The sequence below is a fragment of the Pseudomonas sp. LBUM1640 genome (assembly GCF_059716225.1).
Genome location: NZ_CP166816.1, coordinates 4,744,714 through 4,771,660, shown reverse-complemented (window position 1 = coordinate 4,771,660; position 26,947 = coordinate 4,744,714). Strand labels below are relative to the sequence as shown.

Below are 26,947 nucleotides of genomic sequence, written 5' to 3'. Positions count from 1 at the left end.
ATGGCTGTTGACCTGGGGGTGCTATCTGGATTTATAGTTAGGTTACAGCGGGAGGCTGATATCTCTTATAGTGAGAATTCGTTCGGAGCTAACTACTCTGGTCTTCTTAACGCGACTTCTCGGGCGGTTTTAAACGAGTTGTCTCAGTTGATTTGTGAGAATGCTATTACGAGCATACGCTTACAGGTCGATGGGCAAGATGAGGCTTGGGATGAGGTGGATTTTTCTGACCAGCGTATGCTGGATTGGGTTGTGTCTGTAACTGATAAGGCTGCTTTGCTTCGAGATTCCTTAGCGATTAATGTCGATATAGATGGTTTGTTGTTTTTTGATAAGGTCTATTTTTTAGAAAGTTGGCTTCCGAAAGTCTCTGGTTTGCTAGGTGGTGATTTACACCAGAGTCTTCAGTCTGAAAGACCGCTTAAAATATTTTTATGTGGTCTTGAAGATTCGTTTGGCGGACCTAGAATTGCAATAGTTCCGACAAATAAATATGATCAAGTTTTGCCTGTTGAGTGGATGATGTCAACGAAACTTCCTAATCTGGAGAAGCTTCTTAAGTCCGTGCATTTTGTGACCGGAAACGCCGTCATGGTGTCCCCTGAACGTTTTTTATTTAATTGGGGAAGTGTTGATAATGCCATTGCAACCTACTTCAACAAGGCTTGTGTTGTTTATGCCATGATCTCATTGGTTCAAGAGTTTTATGGTTGGGATAAAGTTGTCTTGAAGGGGCGTAGAAAGCTTGAGTTAAGTATCTGTGATAACGAATTGCAGGAATTTTCGACGCGGGATATTGATGCGGTTATTGCTTGTGTTGAATGGTGCTATGCAGAAAGTGATGAAGAAACTAGAACTTTACTTGTCGTTGATAGGCTGACTCTTGATTTAAAGGATGATCAGGCTTTAATTGACGCGGTTCGCCTTGTATTTGCTGCGTTTGCCGAGGCAAGATCTAGATATAAATATGTAGTTTTGGATAGAAAAAAAGATTACACGAAAGAACTGTCTGATATACAAAAGGACTTGTCTGGAGTGGTGGATAAATATGTTTCAGCAAGTCATCAATTTACGGGAAGCTTGCTTGCGGATGTATTGGCTCTAGCATTTGTGCTCACTGCTGGAGTCGTATCCCGCAGATTTATTGCGGAAGACGCGCTGAAGAGTCCGGAAGCAGTAGTTCTGTTCAAGTCGTTTTCAATTTATTTAGTTGTGGCTATGATTTTGAGATTCTGGGGGGCGATTTCTGTAAGTCTAATCTCTACAAAATTATTTACAGATTGGAAGGGTATCGTTAGATCGCATATGTCGGCAGAGGAACTTCAGAGAATTGTTGATAATTCTTTGTTTTCGGTTAAAGTAAATTTTTGGATTACCTGCATTGTTGTGTTCGTTATTTATGTGGTTATGGCGTTATCCTGTTGGAATGTTGAGCTGACATTGAGTTTGTTTGGGGTGCTTGGCCGGTAGTCGAAAATGTACCTGTAGAGCCCATGCCTCTCCGCCGTCTATAAAGGAGTCCCTGAAATCAATGTTTTCAGGTTTTATTATTTACCGGTTGTACGTGGGGAGTGTGCGTAGGTTTCACCTACAGTTTTTTGGACCTGAGAGTTTGGGATGGGGCGATTTTTTAGATTTGGCTATACTACAAAAAGGAATCCATAGTGCCTTTTAATCCGTCCTGAAAGCATCGGACGACACCCCACTCCCTCAGCCATATCTATTTTATCTTTGTATGATTGCACAAATTTACCTCATCCGTGATGCCCTCGTGCATGAGCGGAAGAGAGCATCGGACATCTTGTTTAATTAGAGTTCGGTACAGGCTCTAATCAGGCAGCGAAATATTCTGAACGCTCAAGCAGTTTCAGTTGCCACTGTTTAAGATAGTCTAGTTTCTTCAATTCAACATTGCCTTCACTCTTCTCCAGGATATTTTCTTCCTGATATGGAGGTAGTATCAACGCTGATTGAAAATCACTTTTTGACAATACGTTTAAAACTTTTTCAAAGTTATATTTATCGAAGTTGTAGATTAGGCCATCCACTAAGAATAGCGTAAGCTTTTGCTTGCATGTTTCACGCGCTTTAGTCACGGCGAAACTCACCAGCAGCTTGCCATACTCGCTCGTTGCCAGGCGAGTTAGAGTTACCCAGCGCTGATCGCCGTGTCGCCGAAATAAAAGATTTACGTAGGGTTCATCATCTGACTTGTATTTCTTTTTTTTTATCTCTTCATCGTAATCATTGTACTCAATATCTACGGCTTGCTCGAATCTCATATCTCCAGGTAGCAATTCTCCGCCGCCCATCTCGGCCAAGTAAAATAGAGCAGTTTTATCTATGCTCAGATAGCGCATCAAAAAATCAACATCATCTTCATGCGGTTTACGCCGCGTATCCCGTTCTGAACATAAAATGACTTCCAAATCTCCGGGGGGAAGCAGATAAGGTGTGCGACCTTCTTTACGAATAAGGCTACCATTACACATTTCCAGCTCTAAAGTCTTATTGAGCGTGTCGACAGTAGAGTATTTAATTTGCACTTTGTATTTAAGGTGGGCGCCATTTCTATAGGTACCATCGAACGCCTCGGCATACTTTGAATCACTAACTGATGCAGCTGCTTCCATCAGAGATGTTTTTCCGCAACAGTTTGGCCCAAAAATCAACGTATTTCTTGATAGCGTGATACTAGGAGGAGTAATTAGATTGCCGTACTCTGAAAACTCTATCGTACCCACCCATCCAAGTGGAGAAGGGGCGTCATCAAGTAGTTTCCTTATTCGGGCCTCTGCCAACGCTTTCCATGCAAATAATACAGCGGCGGGAAACTCATTTCCCTTTTTTTTATCAATTAAAGAGGCGTGAGAAGAGCAACACCAAATACCATTTTTTTCGCTACTAATGAATGCATCTGTCTGTTCGCCCCGGCCGCGCGGCCCATCTTCAGCAGCACTATAAATATGGCAAGCAACGCCCATATTTACTGCGCCATCAAATTCTAAAAAAGGACCAATCGTAACGTTGGTACATCGGGGGACGGAGCAGCGGCCATTTACTCTCTTAAAAATTTCGAGCTTTGTAGTTTGAGAAAAATCTATTCTAACTTCCTTTGGTGTCGCCATCTTTAATCCCTCGTGTGAACATCTGCTCAGTCCGCCTTTCACAGCTAAGCTGGATTGTTATTCATGCGATAGCAGCTCTTCAAGCTTTTCTTATTGCAAAGTGCTGTGTGTAATCCTTTCACCGCCAACGATAATTTGCCATTTGGGTTTCGGAGCGCCCCCTAAAGCGATTAGTACGCAGTCGATGATGAGGCGAATCAACCAGTGGTTGAGCTAACTACGTTTGTCCAAAAGCGGATCTCGCCAAGCGTCCGCTTTAGGTGAGTTGTAGGCGGCATCAGTGTCTGCTTCTGGCCGATAGCAGCCCTCCGCAACGGGCAGCTATCGACCCAAAGCTGACGGTGGCGGCAGGTAGAAATCGGCCCTGAGCAGACATTCAAGAGGCGACGTCAGTGGGACTGCTACTAAGTACCTCATAGGTCAACCCAGCCTCAAAATATGACGCTCTCCACTCAAGGAGTCCTACTTCTAGCTCGCACAACAAGAGAACGGTACATCCAGCCTCCCCCATTGAAATCCTTTCCACCACGGCGATATCTCCAGGGGCCGCCTCCCGAGAGTTCAACCAGTCCGTGAGTACCACCGCTGCTCGGTCAATAGTGATCAGCTTTATGATACTGCCTTTGGAAAGTGTCATGCCGTCTTGCCTAAACTTGTGAAGGTATCTGGTTTGTAAACCTATTTGAAGATTTAAGGAAGGTCTGCTATTGGCCAAAAACCGCCGCTCGAAAACAGCAGCAATCCTGCACATTCGACCACTCTTCACTCTCCCTCAGGAACCCCATGCCAAGCCCTGTAGATCTCGACGACCTGCTGGCCCACGTCATAGACGAAGCGTCGTTCATTCAATTCATCGAAGCACTCGGTGCTGATTTTGCCCGTGAGCGATTATTGGAACAGGCGTCGCGGTCATCGCGCTATGGCCCCGGTGCGCTAGGCTGGGAAAACGCGTCGGTTGACGCGTTTCTCGATGCGGCGGCTGCGTGGGCAGCGTCCAGCACTCGGCCTGCGCAGGCGGGCGGAGTGGCATCGAACGTATGGCAGCGCTGTGCGGCTATTTTGTTGGCCGGGAAGTTTTATGAATGAGACGAGCGTAACCCGCAACCCGACGTTCAACCTTGCTATTGCCCAACACAGCCCCATAACTATCCCGGTACTCATTCAGCACAAGGGCAGACCATGACCAACCAAACCGAAACCGCGATCCTCGCCGGCGGCTGCTTCTGGGGCATGCAGGACCTGTTGCGGCGCTACCCCGGCGTGCTGGGCACGCGCGTCGGCTACACCGGCGGCGACGTGCCGAATGCCACTTACCGCAACCACGGTAACCATGCTGAAGCGATTGAAATCGTGTTTGATCCTGCGGTGATTTCGTACCGGCAGATTCTTGAGTTCTTTTTCCAGATCCACGACCCCAGCACGCCTAACCGCCAGGGCAATGACCTTGGGCCTGGCTATCGCTCGGCGATTTATTACCTGAGCGAACAGCAACGCGACGTAGCCGAAGATACCGCTGCGGACGTGGATGCCTCGAAATTGTGGCCAGGCCCTGTCGTCACTGAAATAGAACCAGCTGGCCCATTCTGGGAAGCAGAGCCGGAGCATCAGGATTATCTGGAGCGCATACCCAATGGGTATACCTGCCACTTCATCCGGCCGAATTGGACGTTGCCCAAGCGCACTTGAGTGTGAGTCGCGTTAGAGAAAGGATAAGGCAGACCACGTTCCGGGAAACCGTATAAACGTGGTTTAACCCCAGTGCCCCAGCCGGAGCCTACGTAGAGCGCAAAGTATGCCCATCACGCCCAATCAAAACGGCCCAGTCAGATTAGTCCTCGCTCAACCCAGCGACGTGGACGATCTCGTTGCCATTCGAATCGAGGCGATGCGCGACAGTTTGGAGCGTGTCGGGCGATTTGATCCCGTGCGCGCGCGCGAGCGGTTTGTCAGCGGCTTTGAAGCCCACAACACCCGTTACATTGAAGTCGCTGGAGACAGGGTTGGCTTTGTCGTGGTTAAACACCACCCCAATGAACATGTGCTCGACCACTTATACGTGAGGCCGAGTGCGCAAGGGGCAGGTATAGGCGCTGCGGTGCTCACTCATATTTTCAATGAGGCCGATGCGGCTGCACTGCCGATCAAAGTGGGTGCTCTCAAACAAAGCGCCTCGAATCGGTTTTATATCCGCCATGGTTTCCAATTCGTCGAAAGCAGTGAATTCGACAATTATTATGTCCGTCAGAACCCTACGGCGGTCAGCGCACCTCGCCGGTAGGATGAAATGATTTGAATCCTGTGCATTCCTTCTAGAGAATCGCCGTCTTTGGCTCGAAAGGATGCGTGCGATGAAGTTCGAAGGGACTTTCCAATACATAGGCAATCACGGGATCGTTTTCAACGTATCGCAGATCACCCTCACCGACAGCGAGCGCGGCCGCCTGCGCGAGCTGCATTTTGGCGAGGCGAAAAGCGCCCACTATGAGGTCAACAGCAAGGTCGTCGAGGTGTACGACAAGATGTTGGCCAAGGGCCGGCCGTGCATGATGATGATCGGCATCTCCAAGCCACTCACCCGGCAGCAGGGCGATGTCCTCAATGCCCAACGCACCCAGGTCGCTAACCTGGCCGCCACAGCCTTTGCTTCCGCCACCACCTATGTCGCGTCCCCTTACGTGGGTGCTCCCGTCGGGGTGGGTGTGCGCATGTATGCCAATGCCATCCTGCCCACCTATCATGCTGGCGACATACTGGTCAGCATCGAAGCGCAGGTCAGCGGCGGCATCGGCCCGCAACGTACAGCTTCGACACTGATCATCAAAACCTGACGGGAGACGCCCATGTCCGAAATTACCCAGTTGGTCATCGCCCTGTTGCTGTTCTATCTGTTGGATCGGTTTCTTAGGTCATACCCGCTGCGCAAGTGGCTGGGGGTGATGTTGGTGGTGGGTGGCGCGGTGGGTTGCGTTGCTGCGAGCCAGACCCACGTGTTCGGGGTTGATCTGGGGTTGCTGTCGATCTTTGCGGTTGCGCTGGGAGTGGGGTTGTTCGTGAAGCGGCGGCGGTTTGCGCAGGATTTTTAGGGTGGCCTGGCGCCTATTGTTCTTCACCACAATAACGCTTCAACTTCGTCATATTTGCCCGCCACTTTAAGAAAAGTGTCCGCCCAACCACTGCTCATACTGAGTTCCTGGAGTGGGCCGGTGGCTGCGAATAGAACAGCGACGTCCAGCTTTTTGGGCAACCCGCCCGATCTGAGCACGCTGACCAAACCCAGCAACTCAGCCTTCGCCTGATCCTCGTCTTCCCAGCTGGACCAGCAGAAGTCATTGCCCTGAAGTGAAATCAGCTCAATGGCGGCTTCCAGCACATGGATGAGACTTCCAATCGGGTCGTCTCGATTGATCTGTCCATGAATCAACTGCCTTGCACGGTTCAGATTCATAAAGGGCTGACGCCTCACTGGAGGAAAGTAGCGGGCAGGCCACCCTTGTTATGGGTGTGATCTGCCGCCCATTTTGCTTTAGTCCCCATCACGCACAAAGCGTATCGCCAATCAATGCTCTGCCAGAGCGGTCTCCGTTTCTTCCGCGTCCGAGGTCGCTTGGGTCCAGCCGAGAGCGAAGACGCCTACGAAAAACAGCAGCGGGCCACCGTAGGCTCTGTAGTACACCCAGGCATCCACCGACGCTAAAGAGGCAATCAGGGCGTTGACGGCGGCCAAGGCTGCCATCAACACAGACAGTTGCAGCACGCAGGTTCGCCATTGCGCAGGCGAGCGGTTTAACCGAGCACCGAATATGGCCCGCAGCAAATTGATGCGCAACCCCATCTCCAGAATCGCGAGCAGCAGCGCAAACACCACAAGTGCGACGGCTGGCGTGTACAAAATGACCGCTCTGTTGGCTAACATCAGCTGGCCGAATGGCAGCCCGATCACCAGCGTGAAGACGATGGAGTAGAGGAAAAACACAGCGTACGTGCGCCATAGAAGGCTGAGGGCCAGGGCAAAACGGCGTTTTATCATTGCTTCCTACATCCTTGTTGTCAGAAAAGTCGCCATTGTAGGCGCAGGCCGCGTGCGAGTGGATGGCACAAGACGCTGCGCATCGCAAAATCGTAATCGAGGCCGGTTTACGCTAACCACTTGATATCCGAACAAGGAACGCTTCGATGATTCGCCACGCCTCACCCGCAGACGCCAGGGCGATTGCCCAGGTGCACATCAGCAGTTGGCAGCAAGCCTATCGCGACCTGATGCCCGCCGACTACTTGGGCGCGTTGAGCTCGACGTTGGCCAGGCGCGAGTCATTTTGGATGGCTTCGATTGAATCGGGAGAATCTAACGTGTGGGTGGCGGAGGTGAACAAGCAGGTGGTTGGGTGGATATCCGTTGGCAACAGCCGTGACGAAGATGCCCCTGCGGATAGCGCAGGAGAGGTCATGGCTATCTACGTTGTCGCTGAGCACTGGCACACGGGCGTCGGGCTGGCGTTGTGGAACGCGGGCTTACAGTATTTGGCTGAGCAAGGGTTTCAACAGGTAACGCTGTGGGTATTGGCCCGTAATGAACGAGCGATACGATTTTATCGCCGGGCTGGCTGCGTTGAGGATGCGGGCAGTGAGCGCACGCTTGAGAGGGGCGGTGTGCAGTTGGTCGAGGTGAGGTTTCAGTTGCCGTGTATTCGGTTGAGTTAGGCAAAACGGGAGGCAGGCCACTGTTTTAACCGTGGCCTGCACCCGGTTTTTAAACGGGTAATACAGCTGAAAGCTTGACCTCCCGTTCCATCAGCCTATCCATCAACAAAACCCCCAACTCACTCAGCTGGTGAATCGCCAGCGCCACATCGCGCTGTTTCCCGGTCAGGTCCTCTGACAGGTCAAGCAGCAAGGCGGTTACCGAGGAAAAGGTTTCGTAGCTGTTGGTGATCAGTGTTTCGTTGCTGGCGTCGGCGGCCACGCTGAACAAGCCTGGCGGTGGCGCGGGTGGGTCGGTTTCTGGATTGAGATAGCGATCAATCGCGCGATGTGCGGCCTGGTTTAGTTTCAGGTCCGGCTCGTTCGGAGGGTTGGGTGTGACTTTGAACATGTGTGTTGTACCTGATTAGGGCCAACACCTCTTCGCTACTAAACGATGGGGTGGCAGCTGTGGGCAGGTTAGTAGACCGGGGAAACACACAAAGCCGGCGCGCCCGAGGACGCCCTGCACACAGCCACCATCAAGCACAGACAAGAACATCTGACAGATGAGGCTTATGCACTTTATGTTATCGCTCGGGCTACTAAACCCGATCACTGAATGTTCAGCGACCGAGCAACCTTAGAGACGCTCACTCAAGCGCACAAGCCGGCGGATTCTGACGCAAGCGTAGGCAACGGAGCAAGACGCTGTCGCCTCGGACTTTGCTGTTTCAGGGTTTGTTGTAGGACATGTACTCATTCTGCAAAACAATATGATCCGCCACGTACTTCGCATCGTGCCAAACCCCATAGATAAACGACGACGCGCGGTTCACCAGATTCGGCAGGCCGAGGAAGTAAATCCCGCTCTGCGCCGAGATGCCGCGCTTGTGGAACGGCTCGCCTTTTTCGTCAAACGCATCGACTTTCAACCAGTTGAAATCGAATTTAAAACCGGTCGCCCAGAGGAGGGTGGTTACGCCAGCCTCGACCAGGTCCAGGCTGAGGATCGGGTTAACCAGGCATTCCGGGTCGGGCAGTAATTCCCAGGCTTCGGGCTCCAATGGGAATGGCAAACCGTTGGCCTCGATATAGGCGTCGGCGTCGCGCAGTACGTCGAAGTAGGCGCGGTCACCTTCGGCCACGTTGTCGGCCAGGCCCGGTTCGAAGGTCATCACGCCTTCGTTCCAGTCGCGGGTGACGCCGACCAGGTGGATGCCTTGGTGGGCCAGGCGGCGGAAGTCCACGGTCTTACCGCCTTCATAGCCGCTGACGGCAAAGGCTACGTGCTTTTTCTTCGGCTGTATTTTGACTTCGTCCCACAGGCCCAGCGCGCCGAGCCACCAGCAGTAGTCGCGGCTGCGGTAGGCGCGGGGCGGGCGGTAGTGTTCGCCCACGGAGAGGTACACGGTTTTGCCGGCCTTTTGCAGTTCTTCGGCGATTTGCGAGCCGGACGCGCCGGCGCCTACCACCAGCACGGCGCCTGCGGGCAGTTGCGCAGGGTTTTTATAGGTGGAGGAGTGCAGTTGGTGCACCTGCGCGGTGGCCGGCACGATGTTAGGGATTGATGGGCGTTGGAACGGGCCGGTGGCGGCCACCACGTTGGCGGCTTCGATAATGCCGGCTGAGGTGGTGACTTTGAAGCCGGGGCGCCCCACGTGGCGCTCCACTTGCAGCACGTCGACACCCGTGCGCACCGGGGCCTGTAGCTTCTCGACGTAGGCTTCGAAGTAGTCGGCCATGCGCTCTTTGGGCGGGAAGGCTTCGGGGGAAATGCCCTCGAATTTCAGCCCGGGAAAGCGGTCGTGCCAGGCCGGGCCGTTGGCGACCAGCGAGTCCCAGCGTTCCGAGCGCCAGCGCTCGGCGATGCGGCTGCGCTCCAGCACCAGATGCGGCACGCCCATCAGGGAAAGGTGCTCGCTCATGGCGACGCCGGCCTGGCCTGCGCCCACTACCAGGGTGTTGATTGTTTCCACTGACATGTGCGTTTCCTAAAAGTGAACGACCTGGGTCGGTTTTGGGCGACGCGCAAGCATCGACAGCGTCAGTGTGATCACGCAGTGGCAGGAGCGAAATTATGCTTTTTGAAGGCAGAGGTTAGGAAAATCCAAAGCCCGTCGGACAGTCGCCTATCGCGTGATTGATGAATGCATCAAAACTGACACAATTTCATACATTTAATTGACGCCACCATTTCGCCACCCTATTATCGCCGCCCATTAATGGCTCAGTGCCATATAGAGGGAACTAGAAATGTGGCGTTTGGAACGCCGGACCGGGCTCGGCCTGCTGTCCGCTTTTGTTTGTTTGTTGACTGCCGGTCTCGCGCACGCCGCCCCCCCGCAGAACACCCCCGGCATCACCGACCTGATTCGCGACCGCCAGGACCGCCTGCTCGAAGAGCAGCAAAAGCGCCTTGAAGACCTCAAGGACCTGCCCGGCAAGTCCGCTGCCCCTGCGGCACCGACCACGCCCGCTGACACCCGTTGCTTCCCGATCAAAACCGTCGAGCTTGCCGGCGCCGACGCGTTGTCCGAAGGCGAGCGCGCTGAGTTGATCAAGCCCTACATCGGCCAATGCCTGGGCGTGCCGCAGCTCAACGCGGTGCTCAAGGTGATCACCGACCGCTACCTCGCAAAAGGTCTGGTGACCAGCCGCGCTTATCTGCCACAACAGGATCTTTCCAGCGGCAACCTCAAGATCCAAGTGGTCGAAGGCAAGCTCGAAAGTTTGAAAGGCGCCGAAGGCAGCGGCATCACCGACCGCCAGTTGGCGATGAGCTTCCCCGGCAAGACCGGCGAGTTGCTCAACCTGCGCGAAATCGAGCAGATGGTCGACCAGCTCAACCGCCTGCCATCGAACCAGGCGCAGATGGAATTGGCGCCGGGCAAGGCCGTGGGCGGCAGTGATGTGCTGGTCAAAAACACCCCGCAAAAGCCATGGCGCGTCGGGCTGTCGCGCCACAACGGCGGCCAGCGCAGCACCGGCGAGCAGCAGTGGGGCGCGAGCCTGGATTGGGATAACCCGCTGGGTTTGGCCGATCAGCTTTCATTGCGCGGCGGGCACGATGCCGTCAGCGATCACCAGAAAACTTCGCGCAACTCGATGCTCAATTACAGCCTGCCGTTCGGCTGGTGGAACCTCACCTACACCTACAGCGAGAGCGAATACCGCTCCCAGGCCCAGGCGAATAATTTCAAGTTCAAGCAGACCGGCGACAGCCAGAATCACCAGTTGCGCCTGGAGCGGGTGATCCATCGCGACGCGCTGAGCAAAACCTCGCTGAGCACCGGCGTCGCCTACCTGCGCACCAATAACTTCATCGAAGACAGCAAGCTGGCGCTGAGCAGCAACCGCCTCAGTGAAGCCCAATTCGGCATCAACCACGGCCGGCGCATCGGCAGCGCATTCCTCAACATCGACCTGGGCATGCAAAACGGCATCGGCGCGTTCGACGCCCAAGCCAATCACGACCCAAAACCCGGCCAGGCCGATGCGCGTTACCGCAAATACACCGCCACGGTGAGCTACCTGTACCCGTTCAAGTTGTGGGGCGAGTCCCTCAGTTTCAGCAGCTTGATGACCGGCCAGCACAGCGAAGACGTGCTGTTCAGCCCGCAGCGCATGAGCCTCGGCGGGCAGTCGTCGATTCGCGGTTACAAAGACCAGATGCTCTCCGGCGACAGCGGCGGTTACTGGCGCAACGACTTGCGCTGGAGCCGCCCGGTGACCTGGGCCTGGCTGCAGCCGGTGTTCGCCGAGTACGGCACCAGCCTCGGTTACGACCAGGGCGTGATCAGCCGCGACCGCTACAACGCCGAGCAGCATGGGCGCATGAGCAGCAACTCGGTGGAGCTGTTTGCGCGCGGCCAGAATGTCGCCGCCACGGTGACCTTTGCCCACTCTTTGGAACGACCCGGTGCGATCACGGAACGTGAAGCGCCGATCTACTTCCGTATGGATTTTTTCCTTTAAATTTTTTACCGCCCTCGGGCATCGGGACATGACATGGACGTTCGTCAGTTTGCCTTCCTCGCGCGCCAGCCTTCTGCTGCCGTAAAAAGCCGCTCCAAGTTCCTGGGGCTGCCTAAACGCGGGTTAGCGTTGATCCTGGCCAACGCCATGTTCTGGCAGCCGCTGTTGGCCCAGGCGGACGGCATTGTGGTGAGCGCACCGGGCACGGGCCTGGCGCAAGCGGGCAACGGCGTGCCGATCGTTAACATCGCCGCGCCGAACGCCAACGGCCTGTCGCATAACCAATTCCATGACTACAACGTCGGCGCCAACGGGGTCATTCTCAACAACGCCACCGGCCGCACTCAGTCCACCCAGCTGGGCGGCATCATCGTCGGCAACCCGAATTTCCAAGGCACCGCCGCCACTATCATCCTCAACGAAGTCAACGGCGGCAGCCCCAGCCAACTGCGCGGCTACACGGAAGTGGCGGGGCAGTCGGCGCATGTCATCGTCGCCAACCCGTACGGCATCAGTTGCAACGGCTGCGGCTTTATCAACACCCCGCAAGCCACATTGACTACCGGTAAAGCCGTGATCGAAAACGGCCAGATCAGCCGTTATCAAGTCGATAAAGGTAGCGTCGCCATCGAAGGCGCCGGGCTGAATGCGAGCAACGTCGACCAGTTCGAAATCATCACCCGCGCCACCACCATCAACGCGCAGATCCAGGCGAAAAAACTCACCATCGTGGCCGGACGCAACGACGTCGACGCACGTACCTTGAATGCCACGGCGCGCGCAGCAGATGGCAGCCAGGCGCCGGACCTGGCGATTGACTCGTCGGCGCTGGGCGGCATGTACGTGGGCGCGGTCAAGTTGGTCGGCACCGAAGCCGGTGTGGGCGTGCGGTTGTCGGGTGACATGGTGGCTGGCGGCGATATTCAGATCGACGCCGCAGGCAACGTGGTGATGGGCCAGACCTCGGCCGGTACGGCCGTTAACGTGAAGGCTCAGAGCGTCGAAGCCAAAGGCGCGGTCTACGCCGGTACGGATTTGTCGATCAAAACCCAGGGCGCACTGACCAACCAGCAAACCCTCGCCGCCCAGAACAGCATCACGCTGGACGCGGGCGGGCGGTTGACCAACAACGGCATTATCGAAGCCGGCGTCAACGCCGACAACACCCGCAACACCCAAGGCGACGTGCGCCTGACCGCGCAAGCCCTTGACAACACCGGCAAGACCGTCATCGCCAGCCGCGACCTCAGCGTTAACACCGGCGAACTCGCCAACCAGCGCGGCACGCTGAGCGCCCAACGCGCTGCACAGCTGACCGCCACGCAGATCGACAACCAAAACCAAGGCCGAATCCTCAGCGCCGGCAGCCTCGCCATAAATGCCGACCAACTGCTCAACAGCCAAGGCGGCCTGGTCACCAGCACCGGCAACCTCACGGCAGGTATCGGCCAACTGATCAACCGCAACGGTGAGCTCTCCAGCCAGGCGCAGGTCACGCTGCAACTGGCGGCGTTGGATAACGTGGCGGGCCTGGTATCGGCCGGGCAGTCGTTGAGCCTGAATGCCGCAGGCCAGGTGAATAACCAGCACGGCAGCTTGCGCGGCGATGTGCGCCTGGACTTGAAAGCCGGCCACGTCGACAACAGCGAAGGCGGGCGCATCAGCGGCAGGCAGGCGCTCAATGCCAATGTCGCAAGCCTCGATCAGCACAATGATGGCCGGCTCTTCGGCCAGGGCGATGTCAGCCTCGACCTCAATCGCGGGCACCTGAATAACAGCGGCGGCGTGATCAATGCGCCGGGCCAATTGCTGTTGAGCAACCTCAGCAGCGTCGATAACCAAGGCGGTGAAATCTCCAGCAGCCAGGCATTCACCCTGGCCGCCGACACCCTGAACAACCGCAACGCCAAGCTGCTGAGTGAACAGGTATTGACCGTGCGCATCGCCCAGGCGCTCGACAACACCCAAGGGCTGGTCTCGGCCAAAGCTCTCGATATCCATGCCGGCAGCCTGAATAACAGTGGCGGCACACTCAGCGCCGGTGACGGCCTGATTGCCCAGATCGACGCGGCGCTGGATAACCGCAACGGCAAAGTGTTGGCGCGCACGGCATCGGTCAACAGCGGCGCCTTGGACAACCGCCAGGGCTTGCTGCAAGGCGATGCCACCCTCAACCTCAACAGCCTTGGCCTGGTCGATAACCGCCAAGGCACGCTGTTCGCCGGCCAAGCGTTTGATCTCGCCGCCGGTAGCCTGGACAACAGCGGCGGCAAGCTGACCAGCGACGGCCGCCTGACTGCACTGATCAGCGCGCAACTGCTGAACCAAACCGGTCTTTTAAGTGCGGTGGGCCAACTGCAAATCAGCACCGCCAGCCTCGACAACAGCGCCAAAGGCAACCTCTTCAGCCAGGCGGGTGTGAGCCTGGACCTGAACCACGGCCACTTGAACAACCAGGGCGGCTTGATCCACGCGCCGGGTGCGTTGCTGCTGAGCAACCTGAGCAGTGTTGATAACAGCGGTGGGGAAATCTCCAGCGCCCAGGCGCTGGCCTTCAACGCCGACAGCCTCGACAACCGCAGCGGCAAATTGCTCAGCGAGCAAGGGCTGTTGGTGCGCATTGCCCAGGCCCTGGATAACACCAAGGGCCTGGTCGCTGCGACGGGGTTGGACTTGCGCGCCAACAGCCTGGTCAACGCCGAAGGTTCGCTGAAAGTCCGTGATGACCTGAAGGTGTCCATCGACACCGCGCTGGACAATCGCCAGGGCGAAATCATCGGCGCGACCACCACCTTGAGCAGCCTGACGCTGGACAACAGCCAGGGCCTGCTGCAGGGCGACACCTTGCTGAGCGTCACCAACAACGGCATCGCGATCAACCGTGGCGGGCGTTTCATCAGCGGCCAACAGTTGAGCCTGAGCATCGGCCAGTTTGACAACAGAGGCGGCAGCGTCGCCTCGGCGGGAGCGATGCAGGCCAACGCCAGCCTGCTCGACAACAGCAACGGCGGGCGCCTGCTGGCCAACGGTGCGATGCAACTGAGCCTTGGTCACCTGAACAATCAACAAGGCACCGTGCGCGGCGATGGCAACCTCACGCTGCACGCCGCCACGCTGAATAACGACGCCGGCCGCATCAGCAGCGGCGCGGCGCAGCGCTTGACCGCCACGGGCGCCGTCAGCAACCGCAACGGTGAATTGCTCAGCGCCATGGCGCTGAGCCTCGATAGCGCCAGCCTCGACAACCGCGGCGGCAAACTGATCGGCGACGGCGCCGTGCAAGTCACTACCGGCACGCTGAATAACCAATACAGCGGGCGCCTGGCCAGTGCCAACCGCCTCGACCTGACGGCAGGGCAGGTGGATAACCGCTTCGACGGTCAAATCGCCAGCAACCAAGCGCTGACTGCCAGCCTCACCGGGCTTGACCAGCGCGGCGGCGGCAAGCTCTACAGCCTCAGCGATCTTCGCCTGGACATGAACCAGGGCCACCTCAATAACGCCGGTGGCCTGATCCATGCGCCGGGGCATCTGCTTCTTAAAAACCTGGCCACGGTGGCCAACCAGAACGGCGAAATCTCCAGCGAAAACGCGTTCACGCTGGCCGCGACGAGCCTGGATAACAGCGACGGCAAGCTGCTCAGCGATCAAGCGCTGACCCTCAAGCTCGACCAGGCGCTGACCAACGTCAAAGGCCTGATTACTGCCGCCGCGCTCAACGTTCAGGCGGCTCGGTTGAATAACCTCAACGGCCAGGTCATGGGCGACAACAGCCTTGATCTGACCACAACAGGCGCCTTGTTCAACGGCGGCGGAACCTTGGGCAGCGGTCAGCGTTTGAACGTCACGTCGGCCAGCCTCGATAACAGCCAATCCGGCAGCCTGGTGAGCGATGGCAGCCTGACGGTGAAGGTCGACGGCCTGTTGGATAACCAAGCCAAAGGCAGCGTGCTCGCCAAAGGCGCCATGGATATCCAGGCCGGGAGCCTGGACAACCGCGCAGGCCGCCTGTCGGGGCAAAATCTGCTGACCCTGCGCAGCAACAGCCTGGATAACCGTGGCGGCGCGGTGCGTGCCAATCAGGACCTGAACCTGCAGGTCGGCCAGTTGGACAACCGTCAAGGTGTGCTCAACAGCAAGCAGGCGCTGGCACTCACTGGGCAATCCCTGAACAACCAGAACGGCGGCTTGGTCAGCGCCGTCGGCCCGGTGCGCCTGACGGTCGACAGCGTCGAAAACGCCAAGGGCCGCATTGCCAGCCAGGACGATCTGGAGGCCACCGTGGGTGTGCTGAACCAGCAGGGCGGCGAATTCGTCGCTCAAGGCAGCCTGACCCTCACTGCCGACAGCCTGGACAACCGCGACAAGGGCCTGGTAGCGGCCACAAAAGCGCTGAAACTCAACGCCCGCAACATCGACAACCGCGCCGGAGAAATCTCCAGCCAGCAGAACATCGACCTCAGCGGCCAGCGCCTGGACAACAGTGGCGGCAAGCTGCTGGCCGGGACTGCGTTGGCGTTGGCGATGCAGGACGTGATCAACCAGTCCAAAGGGTTGGTGTTCGCCCAGAACACCCGGTTTACCGGTGTGAGTCTGGACAACACCGACGGCACTTTTGGCGCTCAACACGTCTTGGCACTGAACCTCTCGGCCGGGCTGGATAACACGCGCGGCAAACTCAGCAGCGAAGGGTCGCTGGACCTGGCTGCCCAGCGCATCGATAACACGGGCGGCAGTATTTCCAGCGCCGGCCCACTGACGCTCACCAGCGCCGCGCAGGTGCTGAATAACGGCGGCACCGTCGAGAGTGCACAAAGCCTCAAGCTGACCAGTGCCAGCCTCGATAACAGTAACGGCCTGCTCAAAAGCCAGGCTGCAGCGAGCATCGCCACCGGCGAGTTCAACAACGGCCTCCAAGGGCAGGTGATCAGTGCCGACAGCCTTGACCTGACGGCCACCCACGTCACCAACGGCGGGTATATCGGCAGCGTTGGCAACCTGAATGCCAACCTCGCCGGCCTGACTCAACTGGGCGGCGCCGAGCTGTTGAGCACCACGCAACTGAACCTCGACCTGCACAATGGCAACCTGATCAACGCCGGTGTGATCAACGCGCCAATCCTGGCCTTGAACAACCTCGCCAGCATCGACAACCAGCACGGCGAAATTTCCAGCCAGAATGCCTTCACCCTCGCAGCGAAAAACCTCGACAACAGCAACGGCAAACTGATCAGCAACCAGGGGCTGACCTTGCGCGTTGACCAAGTGCTGGCCAACGTCAAAGGTCACATCAACGCTGCCAGCCTCAATGCACGCAGCACTCGCCTGGACAACACCGACGGCGTGCTCAGCGGCCGGGGCGATGTAGAGGTCGGCGCATCCGAGTTGCTCGATAATCAACGCGGCAGCGTGATTGCCGATGGCGCGTTGCTGCTGACGAGTGCGGCTTTGGATAACCGTGGCGGCGAGATCGCCGGCAAGGCGCAGGTCACGGTCAACACCGAGCGCCTCGACAACCAGAACGGCAAGCTGATCAGCACCGCCAGCCTGCAGCTGCGCGGCGCTAACCTGGACAACCGCAACGGTCTGGTCGGCGCGACAAAAGCACTGAAATTAGAGGTTGGTAGCATCGATAACCGTGCCGGTGAGCTGACCGGCAACGCCGACGTCAGCCTCACCGGCCAGCAGTTGAACAACAGCGACAAAGGCGTGGTGTTTGCCGGCGGCGGCTTGAACGTGACGGTTGATCAGGTCATCAACCGCGCCCTCGGTGAGTTGAACGGGCAGCGGCTGAGCCTGACCGGCACCTCGCTGGACAACCGCGGCGGCAAACTGCTCAGCCAACAACCGCTGGTGCTGGAACTGGCGGGCGACCTGGACAACAGCCAAGGCGTGTTGAGCAGTGAAGACGCGCTGAGCGTCAAGGCGCGCAGCCTTGATAACAACCACGGCAGCCTCTCCAGCGCCCAGGATTTGAACGTCGCCGTGACCGGCAGCCTGGACAACCAAAGCGGCAAGTTGGTCACCGATGGCAACCTGACCTTGCGCAGTGCCAGCCTGGGCAACCAGCAGGGCACGCTCAGTGGCAAAGGCTCGGTCGCGGTCACCACGGGCGTGCTGAACAACCAGGGCGGCCGCCTTAACAGTGGCGGCACGTTGGCGTTGACCAGCGGGCAACTGAACAATGGCGGCAGCATCGGCAGCCAGCTAGGCATGATTGCCAACGTTACCGGGCTGGACCAGCAAGGTGGCACGCTGTTCAGCAACGCCGGCTTGAGCCTGGATTTGAACAACGGCGCGTTGAACAACACCGGTGGCTTGCTCAATGCCAAGGGCCCGTTGCTGCTGAATAATCTCAACACCGTGACCAACCAGAACGGTGAAATCTCCAGCGGCCAAGCCTTCACCCTGGCCGCGCAAACCCTGGATAACAGCAACGGCAAACTGCTGAGCAACCAAGGCCTGAGCCTGCGCATCAACCATGCGCTGAGCAACGTCAAAGGCCTGATCGGCGCTGCCAGCCTTGATACCTACGCGGCAGCTGTGGACAACCGTGGCGGCACACTTAGCAGCCGCAGCGACCTGCAACTGACCAGCGCCGGGCTGCTGAACAACGCCGATGAAGGCTTGGTCACTGCCGCTCAAGTATTGACCCTGCAAAGTGCCGACCTGAATAACCGCAACGGCAGCTTGTTGGGTGCCGCCGTCGCGCTGAATGCGATGGCCCTGAATAACACCGCCGGAGGCCTGATCAACAGCAAAGGCAGCCTGCGCATGATGGCGGCCAGCCTCAACACCGGCGACGGCGGCGAAGTCTCGGCCAAAGGAGCGCTGGCCGTCGGCGTTAACGCTTTGGCATTGGCGGGCGGCCGCATTGTCGGCGAGCAAGGCGTGACCCTCGACCTCAATAACAGCGATCTGGATAACCGTAACGGTCTGCTCCTTGCCAACGGCCCGCTGACCCTTAAAAACCTGCGCGACCTCAACAACAGGGGCGGCGAAATCTCCAGCCAGCAAAGCTTTTCCCTGACGGCGCGCAGCCTGGATAACACCGGCGGCAAGCTGATCAGCAGCCAAGCGTTGAGCGTCAACGCGGACACGCTGGTGAACACCGCGACGGGCTTGCTAAGCGGCTGGCAAGGCCTGAGCGTCAGTGGCGGCAACCTCGATAACCGCAACAACGGCACGCTGTCGAGCCGTAACGGTGCAATAGACGTACGCCTGAGCGGTGCACTGCAAAACAACACGCAAGGCGCTGTCGTCAGCCAAGGGCGGTTGGATGTAAGCGCCGCCAACCTGGATAACCGTGGCAATGGCGTGCTTTCCAGTGGCGCCGGGCAAACGCTGGCCGTCACCGGCGCATTGGTGAACGGCGACGGCGGCCTGATCGAAAGCGGCGCCGAGCTGCAGGTGCAAGCCGCCACCCTGGCCAACCAAGCCAGCATCACCGCGCAACAGGCCTTCACCTTTACCGGCAGCGACCTGAGCAACAACGGCGGCAGCCTGATCACCAATGGCGGCTTGACCCTCGACCTGCTTGGCAACCTCAACAACAGTGGCGGCAAACTGGCGAGCACCGGGCCGCTGCTGTTGAAGCGGGCCAACCACGTCTACAACAGTGCTGACGGCCAGATCGTCAGCCAAAGCCTGCTGACCCTGTTCACTGGCGGCCTGGACAACAGCGAACGCGGCACTCTCGCAGGCCAGCAGCGGGTGGCGATCACCACCGGCGGCGTCGTGCAAAACCATACCGGCGGCCTGATCTACAGTGAGGGCGCCGACGTGCAATTGAACGCCGCCGGCCTGAACAACGCCAAGGGCTCGGTGCTGGGCCAGACCGGCCTGGCGCTGGACATCGGCGGCGATGTCGATAACCAAGGCGGCACATTGGCCAGCCTCAAGGGCGTGCTGGATGCCAAATTGGCCTTGGGCCTGAACAACCAAAGTGGCGTTATCCAGGCCCAAGGCCTGAACCTGCTCGCCAACCGCATCGATAACCGCAATGGCCGCATTGCTGCGCAGACCGGCGACGCAGTCGTCAACGCCAACTATTTCGCCAATGCCAACGGCGGGGTGTTCGCCAAGGGTTTGGTGCGCATGGCTGGCCAGAGTTTGGATAACAACGCCGGGCAGATCGCGGCGGGTGCAATTGACCTGAGCGCCAGTGGTGCGCTGACCAACCGCAGCGGGGTGATTGAAAGCGACAGCAGCCTGAACGTAGCTGCCGCGAGTGTCGACAACCAAGGCGGGCAACTGCGCGCGTTGGGCAATGGCGGCACAACCAACTTCCAGCTCGGCGGTGCGTTTGATAACCGCAATGGACGACTGGAAACCGCCAACACCGACCTGACCCTGAATGCCACTGGCTTCCAGAACCAGGGCGGCAGCGTGCTGCACGCGGGCACCGGCACTTTTGATATCGCCACTGCCAACCTGATCGAGGCCGGCGGCGATGTGGTGACACGCGGCGGCCTCACCCTGGCGGCGGATACCTGGACCAACAGCAGCGTGATCCAGGCTGGGCGCTTGACGGTCAACGTCAACAACCTGAACCAGACCGCGGGTGGGCAACTGCTGGCCTCCGACAGCCTGACGGGCACCGGTGGCAGTTGGACCAATGACGGCTTGATCGCCAGCGACGGCACGGCCAATCTGACCCTCAGCGGCACCTATGCTGGCAATGGGCGCTACAGCAGCCTGGGCAACCTTGGCTTGAATGCCGCGCAGCTGAACCTGAGCACCACGGCCAGTGTTGCAGCGGGGCAAGACAGCACCCTCAAGGTCAGCGGCCAACTCACCAACGCCGGGCGCCTGACCTCGGCAGGCAACATGCGCTTGACGGCCGCAAGCGTCAACAACACCGGCACCCTGGCGACAGGCGCCGACCTTAGGCTCACCACTGACACGCTGATCAACAACAACCACGGCGTGATCACCAGTGGCGGCGACATGCAGTTGCTGACCTCAAGCTTCACCAATACCTACGCCGACGTTTATGGCCTGGGTGACGTACTGATCGCCAAGGACCCGAACCAAGGCAAGGCCGATCTGCTGGATAACCGCTCCGGCACTATTGAGAGCGTGAAGAACCTGACGGTCAACGCCATGACCGTCAACAACGTGCGGGATGTGCTGGAGTATTCGCGGCATGAAAAAAGCTCGGTGAAAATCACCGAGCTTCCCTGTGGCCAAATTGCCGTGATCGGCTGCGATTATCGCAGCAGCAGCAGCCGCAACGGACTGTGGCAAATTGATGAAATCGATCGGCTGACGGTCACCCAGAGCAGCCTTGCCTCGTCACTCAGCAGCGGCGCTGACCTGCAGATCAACGCCCAGACCCTCAACAACCTGAGCAGTACGATCGGCGCCACAGGCAACCTCGCAGCGAACGCCGACACCATCAATAACCAGGGCGTACAGGCGCAAGAGATCAAGACGACGCGCACCCTTGTGAGTTACGTCAAGGAGTTCGCCCAGACCAGTGCGCGTGTTGCCAATTTCAATGCTCGAAACGCCATCACCCCTACGGCGAACGTCGAGGGCGAGCTGGCCTACGCCATAGGGCTGATGTGGGGAGGCGAGCGCTCTCGATCCACCACCACGACAAATTCAGATGGCGCCTCGTATGACGCAATCATCCAGGCAGGCGGCAATGTCGCCCTCAACGCGGTCAAGAACATCAACAACAGCGTGGTTCGCCCTTACTACGCCTATGTGGCAGCAGGCCGCACCCAGGCAGAGACCGGCGCGGGCAGCGGCCACTCCACCGCCGTTTCCATCAACGCGCAACTGCGACCGGACCTGGCGCAACAGCAAGTCAACCCAGTAAGCCTGCCAGGCTTCACCTTGCCTACCGGTCAGAACGGCTTGTTCCGCCTGAGCGGGCAGGGCGCCACCCAAGGGCAAGTGGCCCAAGGCACTGCAGGCCCGCAGAGCTGGACACTCGGCGGCGCGAGCGTCGACCTGGCGCAACGTCAACAAACCCTTCCAGCGAACTCGGCACGCACGCTTCAACTGGGCGACGTCGCCCAGGTGTCCGCAAGCACCCACGCACTGAGCGTCGCGGCCCGTACCGCAGACGGCATTGATGCCAGTGCCCGCGCGGTCAACGCTGCCGGTGTCGGCAGTGCCGATGCCGTCGTGCAGCAACCCGGCCGTACGACCGCTGGTGATATTGCGCATGTCGACGGCATCGCGGCGTTAAGTGGCAGTGCCCAACCCGCCGTCGACCTTTCGCCGGTCCTGGTTGAGCGAGATGCACGGGTTGCTGTCACCGCGCCTGAGCGCCCGGCTTCGCTCCCAACGCTTGCTCCGCATGACGCCGTGGCCACCGTTGCGACTCAAGTCGGCGTGCAACCGAGCGCCGTAAACGCCCAAGCCATCAGCCGTGTGCAAGGCCTGCCCGATAGAAACGGCGTGTCGCAAGCGCACAAATACCTGATCGAAACCAACCCCGTGCTCACCGACATGAAGCAATTCATGAGCTCGGATTACCTGCTCTCTGGCCTGGGCTACAACCCGGACGAGAGCGCCAAGCGCCTGGGCGATGGTTTCTACGAACAGCGCCTGGTCCAACAAGCCGTCGTGGCACGCACCGGCCAACGTTTTATCGATGGGCAAACCACCGACGAAAAACTCTTCAAACACCTGATGGACAACGCCATCGCCAGCAAGCAAACGCTGAACCTGGCCGTGGGTGTAAGCCTGAGTTCCGAGCAAGTCGCGGCGTTGACCCACGACATCGTCTGGCTGGAAAAAAGCGTGGTCAACGGCGAAGAAGTGTTGGTGCCCGTGCTCTACCTGGCCAACGCCAACAACCGCCTGGCGCCGACCGGTGCGCTGATTGCGGGTAACGATGTCAGCCTGATCGCCGGGCAAGATCTCAACAACGTCGGCACCCTGCGCGCCAGCAACAACCTGTCGGCCAAGGCCGGCAATGACCTGGTGAACAGCGGCTTGATTGAAGCGGGCAACCGCCTGGACCTGCTGGCCGGCAACAACATCGTCAACAAGGCCGGCGGCATCATTGCAGGCCGCGACGTCACCCTGACCGCCGTGAACGGCGACGTGATCAACGAGCGCACCGTCACCCGTCACGACAGCAGCGACGGCGTCTCCAGCGAACACCGCGAGTTCCTCAGCAGCGCAGCCCGCATCGAAGCGGCCAACGACCTGAGCATCAACGCCGGGCGCGACGTCTCCAACCAGGGCAGCGTGCTCGACAGCGGCCGCGACACCACGATACAGGCCGGGCGCGACCTGAGCTTTGGGTCGGTGGAGCAGGTCAACAGCAACGCCAACACCACAACGCGCTCCAACAGCAGCTCCGTCACGCAGAACGGCTCGTCGGTGACGGCGGGTCGAGACCTGTCGGCGGTTGCAGGCCGCGATTTGACCGCGATTGCCAGCCAGATTGAAGCCAAGCGGGATGTGGCGATGGCGGCGGGTGGGGACTTGATCTTGGCTTCGGCGGCGGATGAGCAGCACGCGGCGTTGAACCTGAAGAAGGTTAAGGCGCAGGAAGACCATGTGAGCCAGGTGGCGACTTCGGTTAAGGCTGGGGGGGATGTGCGCCTGAGTGCAGGGCAGGACTTGGCGTTGACCGCCAGTCGTGTGGCTGCGGGGGATGAGGCGTATTTGGTTGCTGGAAATAACCTTGAGCTCAAGTCCGCCGAAGACCAGGACTACAGCTTCTACAGCAAGACGAAGAAGACATCTTCCGGTAAGAAATCCCGCCTTGATGAAACTGAAAGCATCGCGAACGTCGGCAGCCTGATCAGCTCGGGTGGTAACAGCACGCTGTTAGCCGGTGAAAACCTGCTGTTGGCCGGTAGTGCGGTGACTGCCGAGAAAGGTGCAGCGAAATTGGTCGCGGGCAAGGATGTACAGATTCTTGCCGTGACGGATTCCAACAGCGCACGCCACGAACGCAAAGAAAGCAAAAGTAGTTGGGGTGGGTTCAAGTCGAGCAAAGTTGAGGACCAAGTAGACGAGAAACGTACCACTGCGGTGGGTAGCATGGTCTCCGGCGATACCGTCAGCGTCGCGGGCGGGCAAGACGTGAAAGTGACGGGTTCGGCTTTGGTCAGTACCGGTGACCTGGCTGTCGAGGCCGGGCGTGACCTGACCATCGATGCTGCGCAGAACACCTTCTCGCGCACCGATATGCACAAGGAAAAGAACCGCGACCTGACGGGCGTGCTGACCGGCAACAAGCTGGGGCTGGATGACATGACCGGCAACCAGCATCTGTTCATCAACAGCCAGAAACGCAACGGCACCGCGGCAGAAACCACGCTTACCGGCAGTACAGTCGGTTCCAGCGCGGGCAACGTAAAATTGGAGGCGGGGCGTGAGCTGAAGGTGGTGGCCAGTGATGTGGTCAGCACCAAGGATATGGACCTCAAAGGCTCCAATGTCACCATCGCTGCGGGTATGGAAACTGCCAGCCAAAGCACGGTCGATAAGTCCAAGAGCCTGGCAGTGGGGCGCGTTATCGGTGGCGCTGTGGTTGACACCGCCAGAAGCATTCGCGACGGAATTGAGACCGCCAAGAATTCGGATGATCCTCGACTCAAGGCTGTGAAGCTGGCTCAGATTGCCTTGAGCACTTACAACCTTGGCGGCCAAATGATGGATGCCAACGGTCAGAGTACCGGTTTCAAGGACAAGCAAGGCGGCACCGCGAGCAACGGCTCATTGATCAAAATCGGCACCGAGCTTGCCAGTACCAATAATAAAAATACCAGTGAATACCGCAGTGAAACGGCGAAGCGAAGCACGCTCAACGCCGGTCAAGGGCTATCTGTTGTGGCTACGGGCAAGGCCGCTGAAACCCTAGGCGATATCCATGTCATCGGCAGTGAGCTGAAAGCCGCGAATACCACGCTGGTCGCCAAAAACGACATCGTCCTGGAAAGCGCGCAGAACACCACCGAGCGGAAAAACGACAGTAAAAATAACAAAACCAGCATCGGTGCCAGCTTCAATATCGGCGAGCAAAACGGCTTCACCCTGGACCTTGGTGCGCAAATCGCCAAAGGCATGGGCTCCGGCAGCTCCGTGACTCAGGTCAACAGCAAACTGGACACGGGTGCGCTGGTTCTGAGCAGTGGCCAGGACACCACGCTGGCCGGTGCCCAGGTGCGTGCTGACAGCATCAAGGCGGATATCGGGGGTGACCTCAACGTCGCTTCGCGCCAGGACACCGACACCCAGAAGAGTAAGCAGGGGAGTGCCGGTGTCGGCGCAAGCATCTGCGTGCCGCCGTTCTGCTACGGCACGACGGTGACGGGGTCCGCAAACATTTCCGCCGGCAATATGAACAGTGACTACAAGGCGGTCACTGATCAGACCGGGCTGTATGCGGGCAAAGGTGGTTATGACATCAGTGTTGGTAAAACCACCACACTGCAAGGCGCGGTAATTGCCAGTGAAGCCAGTGCCGACAAGAACGCCCTCGACACCGATCGCTTGCTGACCAGCGACATCAAGAACACCAGCAAGATCAAAAGCACATCGGCAAGCGCGGGTATTTCCGGTGGGGGCGGCGGTCTCGTAATGGGCCCGCCGATGGGCGCGGTATTGAGTGAGTCCGACAGCAGCAAAACCCGTGCGGCGGTCAGCGAAGGCACGATTGTTGTGCGTAACCCTGAGGGCGCCAACGACCTGGTGGGCCTCAATCGCGATACACAAAACGCCAACAAGCACCTGGACAAGCCGGATGAAAAGGCCATGCGCGAACGCATGGACCTGATCAACAGCTCTGCGGAACTGGCTCGTACCATCGGCAGCACCATCGCCAACGCGAAAATTGACGAGGCCGAAGATCCCAACAGCGACGCGGGTAAAGCGGCTCGGCAGAAATTACTGGAACGTGGCATAGCCGACCCCACCACCTTGCAGGTGAGGCAACAGGCTGAAAAGGATTACGGTATTGGCAGCAGTTTCCAGCGCACAACGCAGACCGTAACCGCCATCGTACAAGGGATCGCGGGTGGCAATCTGGGAGCGGCCATTGCGGGGACTGCTGCGCCCGTCCTGGCACAGAAGGTGAAGGACCTGACGCAGGGCGATGACACTGCCAACATTATGGCTCATGCGGTGTTGGGTGCGGTTTTGGCTAGGGCTGGTGGTAACTCGGCGCTGGTGGGGGCCAGCGGTGCCGTGGTGGCTGAAGCGACAGCGAGGTTGATCCGTAATCAGCTGTACGGGGATGTCAGTGACAACGACCTGACACCAGCGCAGAAGCAAACGATCTCTGCGTTGTCGACGTTGGCGGCGGGGGTTGCAGGTTCTGCTGTGGGCAAGGATGCGTTGAGCGCGGTGGCGGCGGCTCAGGTTGGGAAGAATGCGGTTGAGAATAACCAACTGAGCGCGAAAGATGTCGTGGATTTACAGACTGAACTCGCAATCGCTAATAAGAAGGGAGAACCAACAGAAGCTATTTGGGCCAAATATAAAAAACTGAGCGCTGAGAAGCGGGCTGAGATGTTGGCAGGCTGTGCGGGCACGGTTGGTTTTTGCAGCGTTGGTTATCAGTCGGAGTATGAAGGTGGTATACAGACGGCTGATAGCGTCAGTAGTTTGCGCTGGTTCTTCGGCCTTTCAGAGGCGGACGCTTCACGGTTGAGGGAATTTGTTACCGAAGAAAACCAGTACGATATGGGGTTGCTGTATAACTCTTTGCCGACTTGGGAGAAAGCGGCTTTAATAGGGAAGGAGGTGCTGGCGGCTTCAGGTGCCTCGATTGGGCGTAATAAAACGTCTATTGCTTCGATTGTTGGGAAGGGTAAGGGGGGGGCGGGGGGGCCGGGATCTGGCACACAGCCGGGAAACAAGATAGAACAGACACTTGCCCCTGAGAAAAATTGGGAAAGTGCTCGAAACAAAGCACTTGGCATTGTCGGTAATTTAGGCATGGACTCAAAACCCGTTGTTGGACGGTTAGAGGTCAGTGCCGGGAACGGAAAAATTATTGGGCGTCAATCCAATGATGGTAAAGTAGGCTGGCGTGTTGATTATGATCCTGAAAAAGGTACTCATATTAATACGTGGGATTATTCGCAGGGGAAAGGACCCGGTAAAGCAATAAAGCAGGTTGTACCATTTGAGGGTAATGAGAAAGCCTTCGAAACGATATTGAAACAGCTAAACAGGTAAAT

At 58.2% G+C, this 26,947-nt stretch carries 14 protein-coding genes; 9 read left to right on the top strand and 5 right to left on the bottom strand.

Annotated features, from left to right (window positions below; all coding sequences use genetic code 11):
* On the top strand, nucleotides 1–1,470 hold the full coding sequence (locus ACA065_RS20955; protein WP_497691338.1) for a hypothetical protein: 1,470 nt from the start codon (nucleotides 1–3) through the stop codon (nucleotides 1,468–1,470).
* Between the two features lie 362 nt (nucleotides 1,471–1,832).
* On the opposite strand, the gene ACA065_RS20950 is transcribed toward ACA065_RS20955, so the two are convergent.
* Nucleotides 1,833–3,128: a hypothetical protein gene (locus ACA065_RS20950; protein WP_497691337.1), complete on the bottom strand. Its 1,296-nt coding sequence runs from the start codon at nucleotides 3,126–3,128 to the stop codon at nucleotides 1,833–1,835.
* Nucleotides 3,129–3,911: 783 nt separating this feature from the next.
* On the opposite strand from ACA065_RS20950, the gene ACA065_RS20945 reads away from it, so the two are divergent.
* The 5 genes from ACA065_RS20945 to ACA065_RS20925 all read left to right on the top strand — a co-directional run bounded on the left by ACA065_RS20945 (nucleotide 3,912) and on the right by ACA065_RS20925 (nucleotide 6,211).
* Nucleotides 3,912–4,214, top strand: a complete 303-nt coding sequence (locus tag ACA065_RS20945; protein WP_497691336.1) for a DUF7660 family protein — start codon at nucleotides 3,912–3,914, stop codon at nucleotides 4,212–4,214.
* A 93-nt stretch (nucleotides 4,215–4,307) separates the two neighbouring features.
* Entirely contained in the window at nucleotides 4,308–4,814 is a 507-nt protein-coding gene (gene msrA, locus ACA065_RS20940) for a peptide-methionine (S)-S-oxide reductase MsrA (protein ID WP_497691335.1), read from the top strand.
* A 106-nt stretch (nucleotides 4,815–4,920) separates the two neighbouring features.
* Nucleotides 4,921–5,406, top strand: a complete 486-nt coding sequence (locus ACA065_RS20935) for a GNAT family N-acetyltransferase (protein ID WP_497691334.1) — start codon at nucleotides 4,921–4,923, stop codon at nucleotides 5,404–5,406.
* Between the two features lie 70 nt (nucleotides 5,407–5,476).
* The gene (locus ACA065_RS20930) at nucleotides 5,477–5,956 is read left to right on the top strand and encodes a hypothetical protein (RefSeq protein WP_497691333.1); all 480 of its coding nucleotides are present in this window, start codon (nucleotides 5,477–5,479) and stop codon (nucleotides 5,954–5,956) included.
* Between the two features lie 12 nt (nucleotides 5,957–5,968).
* Nucleotides 5,969–6,211 carry a hypothetical protein gene (locus tag ACA065_RS20925; RefSeq protein ID WP_497691332.1) on the top strand — a complete coding sequence of 81 codons (243 nt, stop codon included), beginning with the start codon at nucleotides 5,969–5,971 and terminating at the stop codon, nucleotides 6,209–6,211.
* Nucleotides 6,212–6,234: 23 nt separating this feature from the next.
* Here ACA065_RS20925 and ACA065_RS20920 read toward each other — a convergent pair whose 3' ends face one another.
* Entirely contained in the window at nucleotides 6,235–6,573 is a 339-nt protein-coding gene (locus ACA065_RS20920) for a hypothetical protein (protein ID WP_497691331.1), read from the bottom strand.
* Between the two features lie 111 nt (nucleotides 6,574–6,684).
* Entirely contained in the window at nucleotides 6,685–7,155 is a 471-nt protein-coding gene (locus ACA065_RS20915; protein ID WP_497691330.1) for a septation protein IspZ, read from the bottom strand.
* Nucleotides 7,156–7,301: 146 nt separating this feature from the next.
* On the opposite strand from ACA065_RS20915, the gene ACA065_RS20910 reads away from it, so the two are divergent.
* Entirely contained in the window at nucleotides 7,302–7,826 is a 525-nt protein-coding gene (locus tag ACA065_RS20910; RefSeq protein ID WP_497691329.1) for a GNAT family N-acetyltransferase, read from the top strand.
* A 49-nt stretch (nucleotides 7,827–7,875) separates the two neighbouring features.
* Here ACA065_RS20910 and ACA065_RS20905 read toward each other — a convergent pair whose 3' ends face one another.
* Both ACA065_RS20905 and ACA065_RS20900 read right to left on the bottom strand, forming a co-directional pair.
* Entirely contained in the window at nucleotides 7,876–8,217 is a 342-nt protein-coding gene (locus tag ACA065_RS20905) for a DUF6124 family protein (protein ID WP_497691328.1), read from the bottom strand.
* A 322-nt stretch (nucleotides 8,218–8,539) separates the two neighbouring features.
* Nucleotides 8,540–9,790 (bottom strand): flavin-containing monooxygenase, encoded by a 1,251-nt coding sequence (locus ACA065_RS20900; RefSeq protein ID WP_497691327.1) that lies wholly within the window; start codon nucleotides 9,788–9,790, stop codon nucleotides 8,540–8,542.
* A gap of 271 nt (nucleotides 9,791–10,061) precedes the next feature.
* Between ACA065_RS20900 and ACA065_RS20895 the strand changes: the two genes are divergently transcribed.
* Nucleotides 10,062–11,783 carry a ShlB/FhaC/HecB family hemolysin secretion/activation protein gene (locus ACA065_RS20895; RefSeq protein ID WP_497691326.1) on the top strand — a complete coding sequence of 574 codons (1,722 nt, stop codon included), beginning with the start codon at nucleotides 10,062–10,064 and terminating at the stop codon, nucleotides 11,781–11,783.
* Between the two features lie 33 nt (nucleotides 11,784–11,816).
* Nucleotides 11,817–26,945 (top strand): two-partner secretion domain-containing protein, encoded by a 15,129-nt coding sequence (locus ACA065_RS20890; protein ID WP_497691325.1) that lies wholly within the window; start codon nucleotides 11,817–11,819, stop codon nucleotides 26,943–26,945.
* Nucleotides 26,946–26,947 lie beyond the last annotated feature (2 nt).